General features: G+C 47.6%; 21 protein-coding genes and 2 tRNA genes. 11 read left to right on the top strand and 12 right to left on the bottom strand.

What is annotated here, in order from left to right:
- Window positions 1–2 precede the first annotated feature (2 nt).
- The 3 genes from AC2CG4_RS16170 to AC2CG4_RS16160 form a co-directional block, all read right to left on the bottom strand.
- Complete coding sequence (locus AC2CG4_RS16170; protein ID WP_484487254.1) at window positions 3–1,754, bottom strand: diguanylate cyclase domain-containing protein; 1,752 nt, start codon at window positions 1,752–1,754, stop codon at window positions 3–5.
- Window positions 1,754–2,776 carry an extracellular solute-binding protein gene (locus AC2CG4_RS16165; RefSeq protein WP_484487253.1) on the bottom strand — a complete coding sequence of 341 codons (1,023 nt, stop codon included), beginning with the start codon at window positions 2,774–2,776 and terminating at the stop codon, window positions 1,754–1,756. The genes AC2CG4_RS16170 and AC2CG4_RS16165 overlap by 1 nt, the downstream gene beginning before the upstream one ends.
- Window positions 2,777–2,847: 71 nt before the next feature.
- Window positions 2,848–3,468, bottom strand: a complete 621-nt coding sequence (locus AC2CG4_RS16160; protein ID WP_484487252.1) for an acyltransferase — start codon at window positions 3,466–3,468, stop codon at window positions 2,848–2,850.
- Window positions 3,469–3,845: 377 nt separating this feature from the next.
- On the opposite strand from AC2CG4_RS16160, the gene AC2CG4_RS16155 reads away from it, so the two are divergent.
- Together AC2CG4_RS16155 and AC2CG4_RS16150 are read left to right on the top strand one after the other, a co-directional pair.
- Window positions 3,846–4,562 (top strand): TIGR01621 family pseudouridine synthase, encoded by a 717-nt coding sequence (locus AC2CG4_RS16155; protein ID WP_484487251.1) that lies wholly within the window; start codon window positions 3,846–3,848, stop codon window positions 4,560–4,562.
- Window positions 4,562–6,076, top strand: a complete 1,515-nt coding sequence (locus tag AC2CG4_RS16150) for an alpha/beta fold hydrolase (RefSeq protein ID WP_484487250.1) — start codon at window positions 4,562–4,564, stop codon at window positions 6,074–6,076. The genes AC2CG4_RS16155 and AC2CG4_RS16150 overlap by 1 nt, the downstream gene beginning before the upstream one ends.
- 69 nt (window positions 6,077–6,145) lie before the next feature.
- Here AC2CG4_RS16150 and AC2CG4_RS16145 read toward each other — a convergent pair.
- The 9 genes from AC2CG4_RS16145 to AC2CG4_RS16105 all read right to left on the bottom strand — a co-directional run bounded on the left by AC2CG4_RS16145 (window position 6,146) and on the right by AC2CG4_RS16105 (window position 11,342).
- Window positions 6,146–6,221, bottom strand: a tRNA-Asn gene (locus AC2CG4_RS16145).
- Window positions 6,222–6,385: 164 nt separating this feature from the next.
- Entirely contained in the window at window positions 6,386–6,667 is a 282-nt protein-coding gene (gene ppnP, locus AC2CG4_RS16140; RefSeq protein ID WP_062067075.1) for a pyrimidine/purine nucleoside phosphorylase, read from the bottom strand.
- Window positions 6,668–6,760: 93 nt separating this feature from the next.
- A tRNA-Asn gene (locus AC2CG4_RS16135) sits at window positions 6,761–6,836 on the bottom strand.
- A 203-nt stretch (window positions 6,837–7,039) separates the two neighbouring features.
- Window positions 7,040–8,107 carry a class I SAM-dependent methyltransferase gene (locus tag AC2CG4_RS16130; protein WP_484487249.1) on the bottom strand — a complete coding sequence of 356 codons (1,068 nt, stop codon included), beginning with the start codon at window positions 8,105–8,107 and terminating at the stop codon, window positions 7,040–7,042.
- Window positions 8,104–8,799 carry a 16S rRNA pseudouridine(516) synthase RsuA gene (gene rsuA / locus AC2CG4_RS16125; protein WP_484487248.1) on the bottom strand — a complete coding sequence of 232 codons (696 nt, stop codon included), beginning with the start codon at window positions 8,797–8,799 and terminating at the stop codon, window positions 8,104–8,106. The genes AC2CG4_RS16130 and rsuA overlap by 4 nt, the downstream gene beginning before the upstream one ends.
- On the bottom strand, window positions 8,799–9,560 hold the full coding sequence (gene truC / locus AC2CG4_RS16120) for a tRNA pseudouridine(65) synthase TruC (protein WP_484487247.1): 762 nt from the start codon (window positions 9,558–9,560) through the stop codon (window positions 8,799–8,801). The genes rsuA and truC overlap by 1 nt, the downstream gene beginning before the upstream one ends.
- Window positions 9,561–9,662: 102 nt before the next feature.
- Window positions 9,663–9,983, bottom strand: coding sequence for a hypothetical protein (locus tag AC2CG4_RS16115; RefSeq protein WP_484487246.1), 321 nt, complete (start codon window positions 9,981–9,983; stop codon window positions 9,663–9,665).
- Between the two features lie 88 nt (window positions 9,984–10,071).
- Complete coding sequence (folD, locus tag AC2CG4_RS16110) at window positions 10,072–10,917, bottom strand: bifunctional methylenetetrahydrofolate dehydrogenase/methenyltetrahydrofolate cyclohydrolase FolD (RefSeq protein WP_484487245.1); 846 nt, start codon at window positions 10,915–10,917, stop codon at window positions 10,072–10,074.
- 224 nt (window positions 10,918–11,141) lie between these two features.
- Window positions 11,142–11,342, bottom strand: coding sequence for a PA3496 family putative envelope integrity protein (locus AC2CG4_RS16105; RefSeq protein ID WP_484487244.1), 201 nt, complete (start codon window positions 11,340–11,342; stop codon window positions 11,142–11,144).
- Between the two features lie 226 nt (window positions 11,343–11,568).
- Between AC2CG4_RS16105 and fliE the strand changes: the two genes are divergently transcribed.
- From fliE to AC2CG4_RS16060, 9 genes are all read left to right on the top strand, one after another.
- Window positions 11,569–11,943: a flagellar hook-basal body complex protein FliE gene (gene fliE, locus AC2CG4_RS16100; RefSeq protein ID WP_484487243.1), complete on the top strand. Its 375-nt coding sequence runs from the start codon at window positions 11,569–11,571 to the stop codon at window positions 11,941–11,943.
- A gap of 66 nt (window positions 11,944–12,009) precedes the next feature.
- Window positions 12,010–13,710 carry a flagellar basal-body MS-ring/collar protein FliF gene (fliF, locus tag AC2CG4_RS16095; RefSeq protein WP_484487242.1) on the top strand — a complete coding sequence of 567 codons (1,701 nt, stop codon included), beginning with the start codon at window positions 12,010–12,012 and terminating at the stop codon, window positions 13,708–13,710.
- Window positions 13,703–14,734, top strand: coding sequence for a flagellar motor switch protein FliG (gene fliG / locus AC2CG4_RS16090; RefSeq protein WP_484487241.1), 1,032 nt, complete (start codon window positions 13,703–13,705; stop codon window positions 14,732–14,734). The genes fliF and fliG overlap by 8 nt, the downstream gene beginning before the upstream one ends.
- A gap of 57 nt (window positions 14,735–14,791) precedes the next feature.
- On the top strand, window positions 14,792–15,721 hold the full coding sequence (locus AC2CG4_RS16085) for a flagellar assembly protein FliH (RefSeq protein ID WP_484487240.1): 930 nt from the start codon (window positions 14,792–14,794) through the stop codon (window positions 15,719–15,721).
- A gap of 2 nt (window positions 15,722–15,723) precedes the next feature.
- Window positions 15,724–17,109, top strand: a complete 1,386-nt coding sequence (gene fliI, locus AC2CG4_RS16080) for a flagellar protein export ATPase FliI (protein ID WP_484487239.1) — start codon at window positions 15,724–15,726, stop codon at window positions 17,107–17,109.
- Window positions 17,110–17,134: 25 nt separating this feature from the next.
- Window positions 17,135–17,590: a flagellar export protein FliJ gene (gene fliJ / locus AC2CG4_RS16075; RefSeq protein WP_484487238.1), complete on the top strand. Its 456-nt coding sequence runs from the start codon at window positions 17,135–17,137 to the stop codon at window positions 17,588–17,590.
- 187 nt (window positions 17,591–17,777) lie between these two features.
- Complete coding sequence (locus AC2CG4_RS16070; RefSeq protein ID WP_484487237.1) at window positions 17,778–18,083, top strand: STAS domain-containing protein; 306 nt, start codon at window positions 17,778–17,780, stop codon at window positions 18,081–18,083.
- Window positions 18,084–18,133: 50 nt separating this feature from the next.
- Window positions 18,134–19,843: an ATP-binding SpoIIE family protein phosphatase gene (locus AC2CG4_RS16065; protein WP_484487236.1), complete on the top strand. Its 1,710-nt coding sequence runs from the start codon at window positions 18,134–18,136 to the stop codon at window positions 19,841–19,843.
- Between the two features lie 52 nt (window positions 19,844–19,895).
- The gene (locus AC2CG4_RS16060) at window positions 19,896–20,228 is read left to right on the top strand and encodes an Hpt domain-containing protein (protein WP_484487235.1); all 333 of its coding nucleotides are present in this window, start codon (window positions 19,896–19,898) and stop codon (window positions 20,226–20,228) included.
- Window positions 20,229–20,361 lie beyond the last annotated feature (133 nt).

Here is a 20,361-nt window from a genome sequence, read left to right as displayed (position 1 = left end):
TCCTAGTCGATTTGAAGATCAGTATAAAGTTTAACGTTATTTCGCCCAGCCGATTTTGCGTAGTACATGGCCAAGTCTGCATGTTTGATCAGCGTGTTTTTGTCTTCTCCCTCTTGTGGGTAGAGCGCGATACCTATGCTGCAGGAAATGGTCAGGGAAAATTTTTCAATTTTAAAGGGTTGGCTGAGCGCTGTGCGAATTTTGTCCGCGACTTGTCGGCTGACATGACGAGCACTTAAGCCACGCAGCATTAAATCCCGTGCAGAAATGATAATCATAAATTCATCGCCGCCGTAGCGTGCGACTGTATCTGTCTCACGAATGCAGGTTAACATGCGCGCCGCACACTCCTGCAAAAGCTTATCGCCAATATCGTGACCATACTTGTCGTTAACCGGTTTGAATTCGTCTAGGTCCACCAGCATAACGGCGATTTCAGCTTTGTCGCGTCGTGCGCTAATTAATGCTTGTTCAATACGGTCTTCCAGCAAGATGCGATTAGGTAATCCGGTCAGAGAATCGTGGTGTGCGACTTTGTGTAAATACTGGCGTTGGGTATTCAGTTCTAGAAGTTGTGCGTTTAATTTTTTCGCCATAATCGAAAAGTTCCGCGCGAGTAGGCCGAGCTCATCATTGCGATTAAGACTCAGTTCGGGTACTGGGTCGCCCTGTTTAAAACGTGCAAAAGTGGTTGCCATACGCTGCAGGGGTGTGGTGATTTTTCGTGCAAGAATAAGCGATAGTAGAACAAATACTATGCCGAATATAAGCGAAATTTCTAGGCTGGTAATCCCTAACTGACGGCTGTCGTTTAATACAGAATCAAGGTTGCTGATTAAGCCCAGGACTATATATTTCTCTTCTGATTGAGTAGCAAAAGGAACCTTGGTGAGGGAGATGACCGCGCGTTTATCAGCTGAGTGCAAGTCTGGAATTTCACTCACCAGACTGGAATATTCACCGGAAAAGATGTGTTGCGTAATAGCAATGTCATCTTGTATTAGGGTGCGTATATCTTTGTCAAAACCAAAAGTTTTTTTAGCGTCAGGATGCAAAATATAGTCGCCAGTTGAATTGGTGGCGATCACATCAATCCCGTCGGGAATATCAGTTTTAATCAATTCAAACATTTTTCCGAGATCGACATTAATGACAATAATGCCAAACACGGTGTTGTTGGCGGTGTAAATCGGAGTGGCGACAATGACACTGGGCTTACCGTAACCATCCAGTAATCCGCGCTCTTTATTTAGACGAATTCGCGATACAAATATTTCACCCGGTTTGAGTTGCAGGGTGTTGTAAACATAGGAGAAATGGGCCTTTTCTTGTAACGCTATGCCATCAACAACGTGGACATTGTTGTGCGCTTTATCCACACGCACTAATTCTCGGCCAAAATCTTGCGCGCCAATTAACCGCACTTGATTGTATTCTTCATGTGAGCGAAGAAAACCGGATAATGCATAAGCCAATCGTTTGCGTTGTTGTGAGGCCTGCGGTGATTTACTGGTAGCAATTTCTTCAATTGCCGGAAGTTGTGCAATAAATAATAAATCTTTTGCGATATCGCTAATAAAAAACGAGTAACGATTAGCCAGTACTGCTGTTGCAGTGGCTAATTTATCTTTGGCGGATTGAATGAGCAGTGTTCTGCTATGGGTGTAAGTGAAATATACGCTGATTCCGGCACTCAAAATACTAAGCAACCCAATTAAGATGGTGAGTTTAATGACAATCCTTGATCCCATCATTAAAACCGCTCCATGACATCGCCGGAAATAATTTGCTCCCATAAACTGACACGTGCATCTGCGTTTTCAACAGGCTCAAGCCAGATGATTTTTTCTGCGTTGTGTGTGACTGATTCCTGTGTGGTATTTGCTAGCCCCTGCGTATTGGTTAAGCGGCGGCTGGGTTTTTCTTCCAACATAAAATTAATCCACTGTTCCGCAAGCGGCCCTGCATGTTCACCTACGGCCCAACAGTCTAGCCATGCGAGGGTGCCATCTTTTGGCATTGCGTAACCTACATCTGCGCCAGCATCCAGTAGGGCCTTTAACTGTTGGCTGCCGTAGTTCGCGTAAATCAGTGCTATTTCATGGGTCTTGAATAATTTAACCGCTTCTTGTGGCGATGAATAAAAGGTCAACAAGTTGCGGCGCAATTCGACCAGACGACGCGCAGATTGTTGTAATTGTTCGGGCGATTGATTGAATGGATTTTCCATGCCCAACCCGAGTGCGGCCAGAGTAAAATTGTGATTGCTGGTATTAAATGCCAGCACTTTGCCTGCGTAAGCTGACTCCCATAATGCATTGATACTTTCGGGCGGGCGCTCGATTAATTTGCGGTTGTAAATAAGCCCCATTTCAGAATAGGTATAGGGAATCGCAAAGGTCTGTTCATTTTTAATCAACCCGGGAATGGCTTTTCGCTGTTGAAAACGCGGAAGTTGCAGTGCCAGGTTGGAAATTTTTTCTGTATCAATCGCTCGTACCAGACCTTTTTGGATATATCGCTGCAACTCGGCAGTATTGACCGCAATTATGTCGTAGTCACCGTTGGTGGCTTCGGTGACTTTACTCCAGAGCTCGTCATCGGAGTAGACAAGCGTTAATGCTACCTTTGTTTGATGGCGTTGCTCGAACTCTTGGATTAAATCGGCGTCGGCATATCCATCCCACGCCAACACTTTCAACACTTGCATGGCGCTGACTGAGGGCGTCAACATCAGGCTTAGCAGAAGAGTGAAATAGCGAAAGTAATAGTGCATGCCGAACCTAATATCCTGAAGTCATTTGATTCTAGTTCATCTAGGCGGCGCTGCTCTGCACCACCCGATGCTCACTTACCGGCTATGCGGCTGCCAACTACGCGGGCGGGGTTGCCGGCTGCTTTGGTGTGATCGGCTACGGGTTTGGTCACTACACTGCCCATACCGATCACCGCATGGTCACCAATAATCACGCCATCCACTATACCTGTGTTAGCGCCAATCCACACATCCTTGCCTATTTGAATACCTTGCGAGCTGACCGGTTGATCCTTGATTAGCATTTGCTCATCCATGCCGTGATTAAACGCGTAGGCATAGCTATAGGCTGCGATACGTGTGTTATCGCCGATATAAATGCCTTTGCGGCCGCCATCGAGGCTCACATGGTGATTAATCGACACAGAGCGGCCCAGTGTGATCGGGCCATGTAATACGCAATCGGCCGCGATATAAGAGTTATCACCAATGACGATGGCTCGGCCGGGTTCAGCAAATAATTTGGCTTCTGGGGCGATAAAACAGTTGTTGCCGATCTCGATGGTTTCCATTGCCATCAAATAGGCTTGCCATTCTTCTTGCCAGGCTTGCGCCCAGCTGCGATGGTTGGGCTTCAGGTTCGCATAAAGCCAGGGCATATAGCTCAAGCGTAGCTTATGTTGTTGGCGATAGCGTTCAGTGGTGTCATTCATAACAGTGATTGCAGCAGGCAGAAAGAGCGCGGAATTATAGAGGGCAGGGCGACAAACAGGAAATGAGGGAATAAAAAAGGTGTCCGCCGGCTGTTGGTGATTGGTTTGTTTGCTTGGCCTCTGGCGCTTTTGCCTAAGCAAAAAGCTGGGCACAACTCAAAACATGGAGCACTGAGATAAGCGCTCTTAGGGAAAACCCGTCATTACGACAACCGAAGCGGACACCTGAATTGATTATAGTCAGGCTCACTTTTGTCGCTAGCCATTCATTAGTTTGATAAGTAACAAGTCGTGGCTTTTTATAGCCAAAATAATCTTATAGCTGAAATAATCTCCGGCTGTTACCCTGCGTTGCATCGTTAATTGAGCCACTTTTTATGTATGACATTGTTGAAAATAATCCGGAATTTGTGGTGATTTATAAAAAACCGGGCATCAATTTCCACAGCGAATCCGGTGAATTAGGTTTGTTCGAAACAGTGAAACAAAAAGAGAGTTTCACGGAGCTGTTTCCCGTGCATCGCCTTGATAAGGTGACATCAGGTTTATTGGTCATGGCTAAAACACCGGACATAAATCGGCAGCTGTGTGATGCCTTTAGTCAGCGCAGGGTGCAAAAATATTATCTTGCGATCAGTGAAAAAAAACCGAATAAAAAACAAGGCTTAATAAAAGGCGATATGGCACCCGCACGGCGCGGTGCGTGGAAATTGCTCAACACACAAGAAAATCCTGCCGTCACCCAATTTTTTAGCAAAAGTATTAGTGCTGGGCGGCGTTTATTTATGGTGAAACCTCACACCGGCAAAACACATCAAATTCGCGTTGCGTTAAAAAGTATCGGTGCACCTATTAGGGGGGATTCGCTCTATGGTGATGCGACTCAAAGTGCAGCTTGCGATCGCTGTTATTTGCACGCGTACAGCCTCGCCTTTTCATTGGGTGAAAAACAGTATCGGTTTACCGAGCTGCCACGTGAAGGTGAATTATTTAGCGATGATATGTTTTCTGCTGCACTGCAGGAGTGGCGAGAGCCCTGGTTGTTGCTCTGGCCACAGCTGTCGTCTACTGTACGTCAAGGCGGTCAAACCTGATGCGATTGTTAATCAGCCTTGGCGTAACCAGTGTGTTGGCGTTATTGGCGTTATTGGCGGCACTGGCGATCTATTGTTTTCCCTTATTTGCCACAGCAGAAAAATCAGTCGCTAATGATGAATATAAATTTATCAAAAAAAGCTGTTGGTTTGATGCTGATTGGACTGCAACAATTAGCTGCGGTGAATTGCAAACGCCAGCCAAATTTCGTTTATCAGTGGTGATTTTGCACAACGATGCCGAACAGCGCCGCGCTGATCCCATTGTGTATCTGCAAGGCGGGCCGGGTGCGAGTGCACGTTTGCATAGCGATGGAATAAAAAATTGGTTGAATTGGCTGCGTTATAGCAACACAAAACGCGATTTGATTTTAATCGATACACGCGGCACTGGCCGCAGTCAACCAGCGATGGTGTGCAGTGAATACAATCAATTTAATCAACAGTTGCTGCGACAAAACAGTGCGCTGGAAGATGAATTATCCCAAGGATATCAGGTGGCAGCGCAGTGTTTTTCTACTGCTGCACAAATAAATCCACAATTGGATTACCGCAATTTCAGCACGCAAAAATCCGCGCAGGATATTCGCGCGCTCATGGCGCAACTTGATTATCAGCAGTGGAATATCCTCGGCGTTTCCTACGGTACGCGGCTAGCGCTGGAAATCGCCCGGCAAGAACAGCTGGCCCCGCAAACAGCTAAATTAAAATCGATGGTGCTGGATTCTGTTTATCCCGCTGGTTTTGGTGGCGTACAAACCTGGCCAAAGGTATTGGACGATGGGATGAAACAGTTTTTTAACGGTTGTAGTGCGCAACTAGAATGTATTAAGGAATTAGATGCATCCACAGCTACGTTGGCCGAATTGTTTATGCAAACACTGCACAAGTTACAAACACATCCAATGACTATTACCGTCAAACGTTGGGATGGTGAGGCGCCGGTTAATTTTGTGGTGAATGATCATCGTTTTTTATCGGCCAGTTTTTCCGCTGTTTATACCCCGAGTGATTGGCCGGTGATTATCGATGCAATGAGAGCAGTCAATATGCGCGATGCATATTTACTAAAACCTTTAATTGAACCTTATATTAACCACAGCATGACCGCTGACTTTAATAGTTTGACCTTTACTGCAGTGGATTGTGCGGATAATCCGGTGCTGGCAGAGGCTGATTATATGGCGGCTTTAATTAAGTATCCCTTATTGCAAGCCTATACCCGCGATCAGTGGCGGTATCAGCTCTGTCATCATTTGCCCAGTGAATCGCCATTGGTGCGTGTATCACCGCAAATACCAACCTTAATGCTTGCGGGAGCATTGGACCCAATTACACCGGTGAGCTGGGCGCGAGCAATGCATCAGCAATGGCCGCATAGCCAATTGCGCGTGCGAGAAAAAATCGCCCATTCGGTATTGGGGAGTGATACTTGTTTGTTGGAGCGTCTCGATGATTTTTTCGATCAACCCAATGTGATATTCACAGCTTGTGCAGAGGAGGGGGATGAGTAATCGCGGCTGGATTTTGATTCTCGGAAAAAGAAAAAGGCCGCACTCAGTGCGGCCTTTTTCTTTTAAATTTGGCTCCGCCTGCTGGACTCGAACCAGCGACCCAACGATTAACAGTCGTTTGCTCTACCGACTGAGCTAAGGCGGAATTGTGCTCTTCATATCGCAGAAGAGGCGCGCATGATATAGAGACAAAAAATAACGGTCAACCGTTTTAATAACGAATATTGTGTTTTGCCTCACTTTTTCCTCTAAGACAAAAACAAAAAAGACGCCGAAGCGCCTTTTTTTAATCTGCGGCTAAGAATCGACTTACTCGTATTTGCACAAGTAGGAAGTTTCAACATCTGCAGATACTTTGAAGCGTTGATTAGCTTCAACAATAAAGGTTTGGCCAGCAGCAAAGGTTTCTGCTTTATCGCTGCCTGGCAGTACAACGGTCAGGCTACCGCTAACAACGGTCATATATTCTTTCTGGCTGGTGCCGAATTCGTAATCGCCCTTGGCCATTACACCGATGGTCGCTGGCAGGGTTTCGGTTTGGAATGCGATGGATTTAACTGCGCCACCAAAGTATTCGTTAACTGTAAACATAGGGTTCTCCGTTCAAGGTGGGTAGTGAATGCAAGCCGATAAAAAATACAGGCATAAAAAAGGCCGCATAAATGCGACCTTTTTACTTAAATTTGGCTCCGCCTGCTGGACTCGAACCAGCGACCCAATGATTAACAGTCATTTGCTCTACCGACTGAGCTAAGGCGGATCGGTGACTTCCTCTGTGGAAGTGGTGCGCATAATATAGGTGAGGTTTTGGTAGGTCAACCGCTTTTAGCCCTTTTGAGTAACTTTTCCGGTAAAAAAACCTCAACAAATTCAATGCTGTTTATTAATTCTGCAAGCTGTATTCACCGTGTGCAAAATAAGCCGGTCAGCTGGTTTGTGTTGGCTGTATTCTGACCTGCGAGTTTAAAGCCCTAATTGGATAACTTTGAAGCTGCCATTATCAAGCACCAGTTTGATTTGACTGAACAAGGGCGCTGCTTTGCGCTCCAGTGGGATAAATTGGTTCACCACAAAAAGTGCCACTCCGTGCGGTGCCAAGAGGTGTTTGGCGCTGTGCAGAAACTTGTCGGTCAGATCGCCATCTATGCCAAACCCTTGATGAAAGGGCGGGTTACACAGCAGGAGATCGGCTTTAGTACGGATGCCTTTGCCTGCATCGGCAGCAATCACTTCGCCGGTTAACTGATTGTTTAATAGGTTTTGCTGCGCTAATTGCAGGGCGGCTGCGTTGTTGTCAGTCAACACCCAGTGCGAGATGTTTTGGCAGATATCGAGCTTGGCCGCCGCCATAGTGAGATAGCCATAACCACAGCCTAGATCCACACAGCAGGTAAAGGGTGTTGCTGGTGGCGATAAGTGTTGGAGTTGTTCGATCAGCAATGCGCTGCCTGCATCTACCTTATTCCAGCCGAATAAGCCGGGCTTGCTTAATAGGGATAGATCTGCATTCTGTGCAATCGCCCGCGGCTGCCGGTAATCGCTATCATCCAACAATTGGGTTGAATCATAGTCGGTGTACTTGCTCAGTATGGCGGAATAAACGGGGCCATTTTTTTCGCTATTTTTTCCGCAGCCCATCAGCTTGGCGACTTTTTCGATATAAGTTTTAGTGCCTTCATTTTTATAGCCGGCCAATAATAATTCCCCGCCTGGCTTCAGGCAGCGCCAAGCTTGATTGAGCAGGTGATGAACTATGGGTTTTTCTTTGGATATGCGATAGAAAATTTTATCGAGACTGTTGTCCGTAATTGCACTGCAATCAAAATCATTGAATTCGGTGGTGAAGCCGCGCGTTTTGGCTTGCTCGGCAACATCCCAACGATTGGTGAGCACTAATAATTGTTCTTGATGCAATGCAGCAGGCAGGGTATTGAGTGCATTTTCATCGGTACACCAGAGAAAACGTGCATCGCTTTCGGCGCGCGTATTGGTTAGCACCTGAGTGATCCAATTTAAAGGTAAATCGTTCATGGCGTTACGCTCATAATTTCTGCTTGCGTTAGGGGGCGATATTCACCAGGCGCTAATGCAGGATCTAATTGAATGTTACCGATACTTTCGCGATGGAGCGCTACCACCAAATTTCCCGCAGCAGCAAACATGCGTTTAACTTGGTGGTATTTACCTTCATGAATGGTTAAGCGTGCTTCATGGCTGGAAATTAATTCCAAGTGTGCCGGGCGAGTGGCTGCTTTTTCGCCGTGTAGTTGCACCCCTGCGGCAAAAAGTTCAGCAGTTTCAGCGCTGATGGGGTTGGCGGTAGTAACGCGATAGATTTTATTGCACTCATGGCGCGGCGAGGTGATGCGATGATTCCATTGGCCATCATCGGTCAGTAGCACCAATCCCGTGGTATCTATATCCAGTCGCCCCACAATTTGTAATTCTTGCCAGCGCGGCAGGCGAATTAAATCCACCACCACTGGGTAGTCACTGTCGCTATTGGCGCACACATAACCCGCTGGTTTATGCAGCATGAGGTAGCGCGTTTTAAATGCTTCTACGATATTTCCATCGAGCGTAATAACTTCATCGCCCTGTAATCTTTGATCGCCTTTTTTGGCGGTCACATTATTCACGCAGACTCTACCGGCTTTGATTGCCTGTTGGATCAGTGAGCGCGATGAGTCGCTATTCTGGCTGAGAAATTTGTCGAGACGCATTAATAATCCTTAGCGGTAAGCCAATCGGCGGGTAGAGCATCTGCCCAGCCAAATTGGTGAATAATCTGGGTGAATTGTGCTGCAAGTGGTGCAGTCAGTGAAAGTATTTCTTGCGTAACCGGATGAACAAACTCCATGTTGGTTGATGCCAACATTAGGCCTGAGCAGGTAAATTTTTCTTGAAAAAAACGGTTGTGATTGCCTTTGCCGTGTTTTGCATCGCCAATAATCGGGTGGCTAATATGTTTTAAATGGCGGCGAATTTGATGCTTGCGCCCGGTCTTGGGTTTGCATTGCACCAGTGAATAGCGGGTGCAGGGATACTTATCGATACTGAATGGAAATTCGATCTGCGCTAGCCTGTTGAATTCGGTAATGGCCTCTTGCGCTGGTTTGTTTGCGCGCGCTTTTTTGTCGGTGTATTTATCCAACTCCTCAACGAGTGGATGATCAATAATACCTTGCTCTGGCGCGAAGCCGCGCACTAATGCGACATAGGTTTTGGTCACGGCGTGGCGAGAAAAAATATCTCCGAGTTGCCGCGCGATTTCTGACGAGAGGGCAAACACTAAAACGCCAGAAGTGGGTTTATCCAAGCGATGAATGGGGTAAACCATTTGGCCGATTTGATCGCGCAATAACTGCACCGCAAAGCGGGTTTCGTGGCGATCAATTTCGCTGCGATGCACTAATAAACCGCCCGGTTTATTGATGGCAACCAGATATTCATCGCGGTAAATGATCGGCAGTATGTCAGTCATTGCATTGGCTTGTAGGTTGGTTTTGCTTGGTAATTATCTGGACTATAAAAACAAAAGCAGGCGAGTGCCTGCTTTTGTGTGTGAAGCGTAAAACTCTAAAAACTATTGTGCGCTTGCTGTCGCTTCAGTTGTCTCGCTGCTTGCTTTGTCGCTGCAGTTGAAACCCCAGCTGTTTTGCTTTTCGGCAAATTCTGCTGCTTTGGCTTCGCACTGGCCTTCCGTGTTTTCATAGTTCCACAGCGTTTGGCTTGTGCCATCTTTGGTGTAACTAACCGAACAGGGCACGGGTCTATCGGATGAGGCATAAACAACCTCAATAACGCGCGCTGCATTGTTCAAAGTGCAACTGTATTTAATAGCATCATTTGCTGTGGCAGACATGCTCACTGCCAACAAGCTACCTAAAAAAATAAATTTACGCATTTGATCTTTACTCCTTAAAAGTTAAATAGCGATACAAACCCTACAACCAACAACGCTTACAACGACACAAACGGTGACAGCTAAAGCATTAACCGATTTTCTTTTCGCCTGAATCTACGGTTTGGTAGATCAGGGTATTGATCGTCATTGGGCCAACACCGCCGGGAACCGGTGTGTATGCAGCAACGCGATCGACCAGTGGTTTCAATTCAATATCGCCTACACCGCCAGGGTGATAACCAGCATCAACCACTACAGCGCCATCTTTAATCCACTCGGCTTTAATAAATTCCGGTTTGCCCACCGCGCCGACCAAAATATCGGCCTGTTTAATTAATGCCGGTAAATTTTGGGTGCGCGAATGGCAGATAGTTACAGTCGCATTGGCATTGAGCAGCATCAGCGCCATTGGTTTACCTAAAATTGGGCTGCGGCCTACTACAACGGCATGTTTGCCAGCGAGTTCAATTCCGTACGCTTCCAGCAAGCGCATAATGCCCTTTGGTGTTGCGCAGCCATAGGCTTCTTCGCCCATGCTCATACGGCCAAAACCTAAACAGGTTACGCCGTCTACATCTTTTTCGGCGCTGATTGCATCAAAACACAGGCGCTCATCAATTTGGTGTGGAACCGGATGCTGCAACAAAATGCCGTGCACATTCGGGTTGTTGTTCAATTCCTGAATTTTGGCGAGCAATTGCTCGGTGGTGGTAGATGAAGGCATCTCCACTTTTAATGATTCCATCCCGATACGGGTGCAAGCATTGCCTTTCATTTTTACGTAGGTTGCAGAAGCCGGGTCATCGCCCACCAGAATGGTGGCCAAAATAGGCGTTTGGCCATTGCTGCGCGCCTTTAGCGCGGCGATACGAGCAGAGAGTTCCTGTTCAGTTTTTTCGGCAAGGGCTTTGCCATCCAATACAAGTGCGGACATGGGCGCTAATTACCTGTGTAGTAAATGAGAAGGGTATAAGTCTGAGGTCGCGCATTTTCCCACAGTGAGGGAGGGGCGCCAAGGGAATTTCTTGATTGGGGGATTATGAGTTGGTGATAGAGGGAGGGAATACTTGTTCTGCACGGTAAATTAAGGATTAGCGATCTGTTTTACTGGGCTTTGGCTTGGCTTCCAAGGCTCGCTTGGAAGCCCGCGACGTAAGGTTAATGTAAATACTCAAACTCATATTCACAGGTTTCCCGCCGCAACTTTCTTTCTTCCTTTTTTTCTTCCAGCTTGCGGCGGCATTCCATGTTGCGGCGCAGCTGTTGTTTTTTAGATTTTGATACGACTACGTCGGCGATAAAACTGGCCATGGCATTGTCGATCAGTTCCTGTTCACTCAGCGCGTTCATGTTGTTCATGAAAAACTCCTTGATAGGTTGGAAGCTGGCTTGATGCTAGGCCAGGTGAGTGACAATTAGATTAAAAAAACGCGACAAATTGATTAACGCGCAGGCAGCTTGGGCAAGTGTTTGCCATGCGGCAAAGGTTGGCCTGTTTTGTGCAATTTCTCCTGCAAAGACGGTTTGGCGGCATTAATGCCAAATAATTGTCACTGTGAATTGCGTAAGTGAAGAGGGGCTCATCATGACTGATCGCGTAGATATCAACCGCTTATTGGGCGATATGCGTAGTTTGAAGGCGCAAACCCAAGTGTTTCAGCGCCCGCAAGGTGTGGGTGATACGCCTAACGGTATGCGCAACCTCGGCGCTGTGCCGGTTGAGGGGGCTACAAAAGCACCGAGTTTCGGCGATTTAATGACGCAGGCGGTGAATAAAGTGAATGAAGTGCAGAAGACATCCAGCTCTATGGCGGATGCTTATGAGCGCGGTGTGGCCGGTGTGGATATTACCGATGTGATGATCGCCTCGCAGAAAGCGTCTGTGTCATTTCAGGCAATGGTGCAGGTGCGTAATAAATTAGTAGATGCCTATCGCGATGTGATGAATATGCCAATTTAGTGTTGGTTTCTCCTGCTGTTTGCACCCTGTCATGCACGTTTTAAATTTGTTTAAGGTGTTGAGATTATGGCTACCAGTGCCGCCCCTGAATCCGAAAACTCACCTGCGCAGTCAAAACTTGGCGGCGATTTTTTGGAAGGCTTAAGCAACCTTAATTTGTTGCGTCAAGTTGGTTTGATGATCACGCTGGCTGCCAGTGTGGCGATTGGTTTTGCCATTGTGATGTGGATGCAGGGTGAAGATTACCGCCCGCTCTATGGCCGCATGGACAATCTGGATGCGGCCAATGTGGTGGATGTGCTGGAGCAAAATCGTATCAATTTTAAGGTTGATCAAAACAGCGGCGCCATTTTAGTGGCGAGTGAAGATGTGCACATGGCGCGGTTGAAACTCGCCGAGTTTGGTTTGCCGTCAAGCCCGACTCAGGGCTTCGAATTAATGGATAAAGAGCAGCCGCTAGGCACTAGTCAATTTGTAGAAAACACCCGTTATCAGCGCAGTATTGAGGGCGAACTTGCGCGCACGATTACCAGCATTACCAGTATTCGCAATGCTCGCGTGCATTTGGCGATTCCGAAAAAAACCGTATTTGTGCGCGATGCCGCAAATCCCACTGCTTCCGTTTTTGTAGAAGTGTTTGCCGGGCGGAGTGTGGAGCCAGCGCAGGTGAAAGCGATTATGAATTTAGTAGCCTCATCTGTGCCTGGAATGAAAATGGCTGATGTAACGGTGGTAGATCAGCACGGCAATTTGATATCGACAGGTGAGGATAGCGCTGATTTATTGATGGCCGCGAAACAACATCAATACTCCAAAGATGTTGAAAACAGCATCATAAAACGCATCAACGGTATTCTGGAGCCGGTAGTGGGTGGCGGTAAATTCCGCGCCGAAGTGAGTGCCGATGTAGATTTCACTGCGGTAGAGCAAGCTGCGGAAACGTTTAATCCTGATTTGCCTGCAATTCGCTCGGAGCAAACACTTAATGAAAGCCGCCGTGCGGGTGATGTTGCCGCCGGTATCCCTGGTGCCTTAACCAATCAGCCGCCGGGGGCAGCAGCAGCACCTGAACAAATTGACCCTGCTACGGGTCAGCCTATTGCCCCCGCGCAACCAACTAACAATCGCGAGCAGGCAACCCGTAACTATGAACTGGATCGCACCATTAGTTATACCAAGCATCAACAGGGAACCCTTAAGCGTCTGACCGTCGCCGTAGTGGTGGACGATAAACTAGTCAAAAATGCCGATGGTACAGAAACGCTAGTGCCTTGGACTGAAAACGAATTGGAGCGGTTGTCTATACTGGTACGTGATGCAGTGGGTTTTAGTGCGGTGCGTGGCGATAGTGTCAATGTATTGAACTCTGCGTTTGCCAATCGGGTAGAAGATCCTACACTGGGGCTGGATGTTCCTTGGTGGGAGCAATGGATCATGCCAAACATCAAATATCTCGCCAGTGTACTGGTGATTTTATTGATCGTATTTGGTCTGTTGCGCCCTATGTTTAAAAGCCTGTCCAAGCAGGGTGGTGCGCTCGCGGAACAAGAAGAGGCGAGGCAATTGGCGGCTTTGGAAGCTGCAGGTGCTGGTGGTTTGGATGGTATGTCTGATGAGACCGTGACCTTGACCGGTGGTCATGCGCTGATGTTGCCCAGCCCTGATCAGGGTTATGAAGAACAACTTAATGCAATTAAAGGTTTGATTGCCGATGACCCGGGCCGCGTGGCCCAGGTAGTGAAGAAGTGGATAAATCGCGATGACTGATGCCAACGATAAAGCTGTCGATAAACCTAAGTTCAAAATGCGTTATGTAGATCAAGCGGCTATTTTACTAATGTCGCTTGGTGAGGCTGACGCAGCGGAAATTTTGAAGCACATGGGGCCAAAAGAAGTTCAGCGCATTGGTGCGGCAATGACCCAGCTGCAAAATATTCAGCAGTCAGAAGTGCAGGCGGTATTGGGCAACTTTTTAGATGAAGTTAGAACCCTGACCGGGCTTGGAGTGGGTGCGGACAACTATATTCGCAAAATGTTGGTGACGGCATTGGGTGAAGATAAAGCTAACAGCCTGATCGACCGCATTTTGATCGGCGGTAACACTACCGGTTTGGATACACTCAAGTGGATGGAGGCGCGTTCAATCGCCGATATCATCCGCAACGAACACCCGCAAATTCAGGCGATTGTTATCGCCTACCTCGATTCGGACCAATCCGCCGAGATTCTGACCTATTTTCCGGAAAAGGTTCGCCTGGATATTATGATGCGGGTTGCATCGCTCGATACAGTACAGCCCAGCGCGCTGCAGGAATTAAACGATATTCTGGAAAAACAGTTCTCCGGCAATGCGGCATCGCAAACCAAAGCCATGGGTGGTTACAAAGTGGCGGCGGAAATTATGAACAATTTGGATGGTTCTATCGAAGCCGAACTGATGGAAGGTATCAAAGAAATCGACGAGGATATGGGCAATCAAATTCAGGATTTGATGTTTGTGTTCGAGAATCTCAAAGAGGTGGACGACCGCGGTATTCAAGCGCTGCTGCGCGAAGTCTCTTCCGATGTATTAGTCGTCGCGCTCAAAGGAGCGGACGACGAACTCAAAGAAAAAATCTTCAAAAACATGTCGAAGCGTGCAGCCGAACTGTTGCGCGACGACTTGGAAACCAAACCGCCAATGCGCTTGGCAGATGTGGAGGCGGCGCAAAAAGAAATTCTTATTACGGCGCGCCGTATGGCCGATGCGGGCGAAATTATGTTGGGCGGTAGCGGCGACCAGATGGTTTAATGGTTAATTGCATTCCCCGTGTTAATGGGCCCTGGCGTCAATTGAGATAGTGCATCCATGTCGGATAACAATTTGCAAAATCGTATTCCCGCAGAAGCGGTTGAGAGTGCCACGACTTGGGTGATTCCTCCAATCACTGAACACGGCAAAATTTTGTCGTCAGTAGAAAAGGAGGCGCGCGAAAGACGCGAGCGATTATTGCGCCGCGAAAAAGAAACCATCGAAACCGTTGAGATGCCTGAACCGGAAGCGGTGCCACAGATGGGCATGACAGCAGAGGAGATGCAGGCTATTTTTGATACCGCTGAAAAAGATGGATTTGAACAGGGGCACAAAGCCGGTTTTGCCAAGGGCAACAGCGAAGGTTATGAGGCGGGTCGCCAACAGGGTTTAATGGAAATGCGCGCACAGTTAGTTGCTGAACAGCAGCGCTTTCAGAGCCTTGCCAATGCACTGCTAGATCCCATCAATGAACAGGATACTGACGTAGAACATCTGTTGTTAGATGTGATTTGTACCCTTACCCAAAGTGTCGTGCAGCGCGAGTTACTGACCGATTCATCACACATTGTCAGCTTGGTGAAAGATGCCGTCGATGCCTTGCCCATCGGCAATAAAAATATTCGTGTTTGTTTAAATCCCGATGATTTGGCTGCGGTGGAAACCTATGCGGAAGAGCAGCAATTGGCGTGGAGTTTTTTTGGTGATGCTGAGTTATTGCCGGGCGGCTGCCGTATTGAAACACCGGAAAGCCGGGTGGATTTTTCCGTGTCGTCGCGTTTGCAAACGGTGCTGGAGCAATTTATTTCCAAGCAGTTGGCCGGTGGCGACAGCGATGATGACGAAGATGAGGATTCATTTACGCAAGGCAGCCTGTCTGCTGATAGTGAGCTTGGAAATGAGAAAGCAGAAAGTTCTGCGGCAGAGAATACTGTAAGCAGTGAAAAAATTTCTGATATGAATTCTGATCAACAGGATGAGCGCTAATCATGTCGGAGCGCCAATCCATAAGCTCCCGTCTGCGCTCCTACGCGCCACGAAAACTGGTACCGGTTGAACCACAGGCCGAAGGGCGCATTACTCGCTCAGTCGGACTGACGTTGGAAGCGGTAGGTTTGAATGTTTCTGTCGGTCGCCAATGTGAAATTATCAATAGCGACAATCGCCGCATAGAAGCCGAAGTGGTCGGATTTTCAGGCGACAAAGTATTTTTAATGCCGATCAAACGTGTTGAAGGTTTGCAACCGGGCGCACGGGTTATTCCCGTCGCCACCCAAATGGGCATGCGGGTTGGCCCGCAGCTGTTGGGTAGGGTGGTTAACGGCATAGGCCAGCCGCTCGATGGCAAAGGCCCCCTCATAGGCGATGAGTTTCTCGATTTCACTCCGCAGGAAATTAACCCGCTACAACGTCACCCTATCAGTGAACCGCTGGATGTGGGTGTGCGCGCGATTAATGCTTTGATTACCGTTGGGCGCGGCCAACGCTTGGGCTTGATGGCCGGTTCTGGTGTGGGTAAAAGTGTATTGCTCGGCATGATGACCCGCTTTACCACTGCCGATGTGGTGGTGGTGGGGTTGGTGGGTGAGCGGGGCCGCGAGGTAAAAGAATTTATCGACCATATTCTCGGTGAAGAAGGTTTGCGCCGCGCTGTAGTGGTTGCATCACCGGCAGATGATGCGCCTTTGATGCGTTTGCGCGCATCGCAATTATGTAGCCGTATCGCCGAGTATTATCGCGATCAGGGTTTAAACGTATTGTTGCTGATGGATTCGCTCACCCGGTTTGCCCAAGCGCAGCGGGAAATTGCGCTGGCTATTGGCGAACCCCCGGCGACCAAAGGTTATCCACCTTCGGTGTTTGCCAAAATTCCGCAATTGGTGGAGCGAGCCGGTAATGCGGCGGAAGGTGAAGGTTCAATTACTGCCTTTTATACCGTGTTAACTGAAGGCGATGATTTGCAAGACCCGATTGCCGATTCGGCGCGGGCGATTCTTGACGGCCATGTGGTGCTATCGCGGCGGTTGGCGGAGGAGGGGATTTATCCCGCTATTGATGTAGAGGCGTCCATCAGCCGGGCGATGCAAAACATCGTTGATGATGAACACTTGAAAATGATGCAGCGCTTTAAACAATTGCTCGCGCGTTATCAACAGAACCGCGATTTGATCGCCATTGGTGCCTACACCGCAGGTGCTGACCCGGAAACAGATGCTGCGATTGAGCGGTTCCCTCATTTGCGCGCGTTTATCCAACAGGGGATCAAGCAAGGTGTACGGCTGCCGGAATCCATTGCTAATCTTAAAGTGCTCCTCAAACCTCCTGCCAATACCAAAGCCAATAGCCCACTGGCACAACAGCATCGGCAACGCTAAATCATCTATGCAGCGAGTGTGAAACATGGCTGAATCCCGCGCCAAACGAATGCAGGTTGTCTTGTCGCTGGCATTTCGCCAGGAAGATGAGGCGGCTAAAAAACTCAGTCAATTCCGCGATCAGCTCGCACAAGAAGAGCGACAATTGGCCGAGTTACGCGATTATGCCGATCAGTATTTAACTGCCCAAGGCGCGCTGCGGGAGGGGGTTCTTGCTCATGAACTAATCAATTACAGCAGTTTTATTAATCGGGTTAATGCAGCCTGCAATGAGCAGGCAAACAAGGTTGAGCGCTATAAAGTGTTGTTTGAGTCGCTGCAACAACAGTGGCGATTAAAGTACCAAAAGCGTAAATCCATTGAGGATTTAATTGCTCGATTGCAGCGTGAAGATAATCTTCTGCTCGATAAACGTTTGCAGAAAGAGATGGATGAATTAAGCTCTCAGCAATTACAGCGTCAGTCAGACAACGCAATATAAAGGCGCATAAGAGGCACAAAAAGTCAGATAAATGGGTTTTCGGGATGATTTTGTTGCTTGCATACTATATTGCATGAAGTCTCCAGCAACTATAATTTTATAGGCTATCCTTAGGTTGTGCTGGGGCGAGGGCTATCCTGGATGGACTGGCATCAGTAATGTTTAGCGTTTTTTGATGAGGTAAGACATGGCGATCACGTCAACAGTTTCCCCTGACGGCAATCAAGTCACTATTTATATTCAGGGCCGCTTCGATTTTAGCTCCCACCAAGAATTTCGCGGTGCATATGAAAAGCTTGCTCAGGCACCCACTCATTACCGTGTTGATCTACAGGGCACGTCTTATTTAGACAGTTCAGCTTTGGGTATGTTGTTGCTATTGCGTGATTACGCGGGAGGGGAGCAGTCCAACATTCAAATTGTGAATTGTGCACCGGATGTGAAAAAGATTTTATTGATTTCTAATTTTGAGCAACTGTTCGACATTCAATAGGTGGCCGAGCATGCTCTGCGGCATGTTGAGTGATGTATGGAAGCAATTTTATGAATGATGTGCGTCGTTTAAAGATTCTAGTTGCCGATGATACAGACACCGACAGGCTCATTCTTGAAAGCATTGTTCGCAAAGAAGGCCATCATGTAGTTTCAGCTTGCAATGGGCTCGAGGCGATTCAGGTTTACTCTGCTGAGAAACCCGATATTGTTTTGCTGGATGCATTGATGCCCGAGCTCGATGGTTTTGGTGCCGCGCGAAAAATCAAAGAGCTTGCGGGCGATGAACTAGTCCCTATTATTTTTCTCACTTCTCTTTCTGATACCGAATCACTCGTGCAATGTTTGGATGCGGGGGGCGATGACTTTCTTTCCAAACCTTACAATCGCATTATTCTGCAAGCCAAAATAAAGTCCTTCAATCGTATGCGTGAAATGCATAGCACTATGCTTACGCAGCGCAATCAAATCGTGCAGTACAACACCCGTCTGCTCCAGGAGCAAACAGTTGCCAAGCACGTGTTTGATAATGTCGCACACAGCGGCTGTTTGAGTGCTAGTAATGTGCGTTATTTTTTATCATCACTCGCTGTTTTTAATGGCGATGTGCTGGTTGCGGCCATGCGACCCAATGGCAGTATGATGGTATTGCTTGGTGATTTTACCGGCCACGGTTTGCCCGCTGCGATCGGCGCTATGCCGCTGGCATCGACCTTTTATGGCATGGTGCAAAAAGGTTTTTCCATGACCGATATCCTGCGCGAAATAAATGGAAAATTAAAAAATATTTTACCGGTGGGGATTTTTTGTTGTGCCACCATGATGGATATTAATTTCCGTAAAAAGCGCTTAAAGATTTGGAACGGTGGATTGCCAGATTGTTTTATCTATCATCATCGAGAGAGTAATATTACTCCGGTTAAATCAACTCACCTACCATTGGGGGTCTTGTCAAGTCGCGCCTTTAAAGATAATTGTGAATACTATGAGCTCCAAGAAGAAGATCGAATTTTTGTTTGGTCTGACGGTATTCATGAGGCGCGCAATGCAGAGGGGGATATGTTTGGTGAAGAGCGACTGAAAGAAGTGTTTGGTCGCAACCAAAACCCCGAGCATTTATTTAATGAAATTATTGAGAGTGTGCAACAGTTTGTTGGCAATGGTGAAAAAGATGACGATTTATCATTGTTGGAAATTCGCATGGATGAACCTGCGCGAGTGAATAGCTTTGCGCAGGAAGCAAGTCATAAGTTTGCCAACTCGGAAATTGAATGGGTCATGGGGTTTGAAGTAAAACCTACGAGTTTTAAAGTATTTGATCCATTGCCCATGTTATTAAATGTATTGATGGAAGTGCCCAGCTTGCGCGCTTTTAGCAGTACGCTCTATACCATTCTTGCTGAGTTGTACACCAATGCCTTGGAGCACGGTGTATTAAAACTGGACTCTGAGCTGAAAAAAACACCGGAAGGGTTTTCCGACTATTATAAGTTGCGCGAACAGCGTATTAATCAGGTGACGGAAGGCTTTGTACGTATCCGTATCTCTCACAAAACCAACGAAAATGGCGGTTTGTTAAAAGTCCGTATTGAGGATAGCGGTACGGGTTTTGATCATCAACAGCGCGCAACCGATAATCTTTCATCTTTCGGTTATAGCGGGCGTGGTATTGCGCTGGTGGAGAAACTTTGTGGTACTGTTACCTATTTTGGATGCGGTAATATCGTCGAAGTCGATTTTTCATGGGTTAATGATGATTGACGATGAATTGAATCAGCTGTGACTCTTCATTCCCAACAATGAGAAGCCCGCCATGGAACATCTGGACTACGAAACGTTAAACACCCTGAAACAAGTCATGGAGGATGATTTTACGTTGCTGATTGATACCTTCGTGCAGGATTCCACTGACCGAATCACTACTCTGCGTAAGGTTATCCAGGGGTCAGATGCCGACCTTATTCGCCGTGCAGCACATAGTTTCAAAGGAAGTAGTAGTAATGTTGGCGCGCTGCAATTATCGGCACTCTGCGCCGTGCTGGAGAAAAAAGCGTTTGAAAATAGTCTCGACGGATTGGCTGTCGATCTTGACTCCATCGAACAAGAGTTCGCACAAGTTCTGAGTTTGCTGCGCTCTTATTCATAATTCACCTTAGCGTCTATCGCTCCTCTACAGCGCCGATTGTCTAAATTGGCACCTGCTTTGCAAAGTATCTCCTGAACCGAATAGTTGTCTGATCAAGCGGCAAAGCCTTGCCGTGATCAAGCGCAGGAGCAGC

This window comes from Cellvibrio sp. ATLC23, from assembly GCF_057196725.1.
Note: the sequence above shows the minus strand (reverse complement) of the source record. Positions and strands in the feature narration are given on the sequence as shown.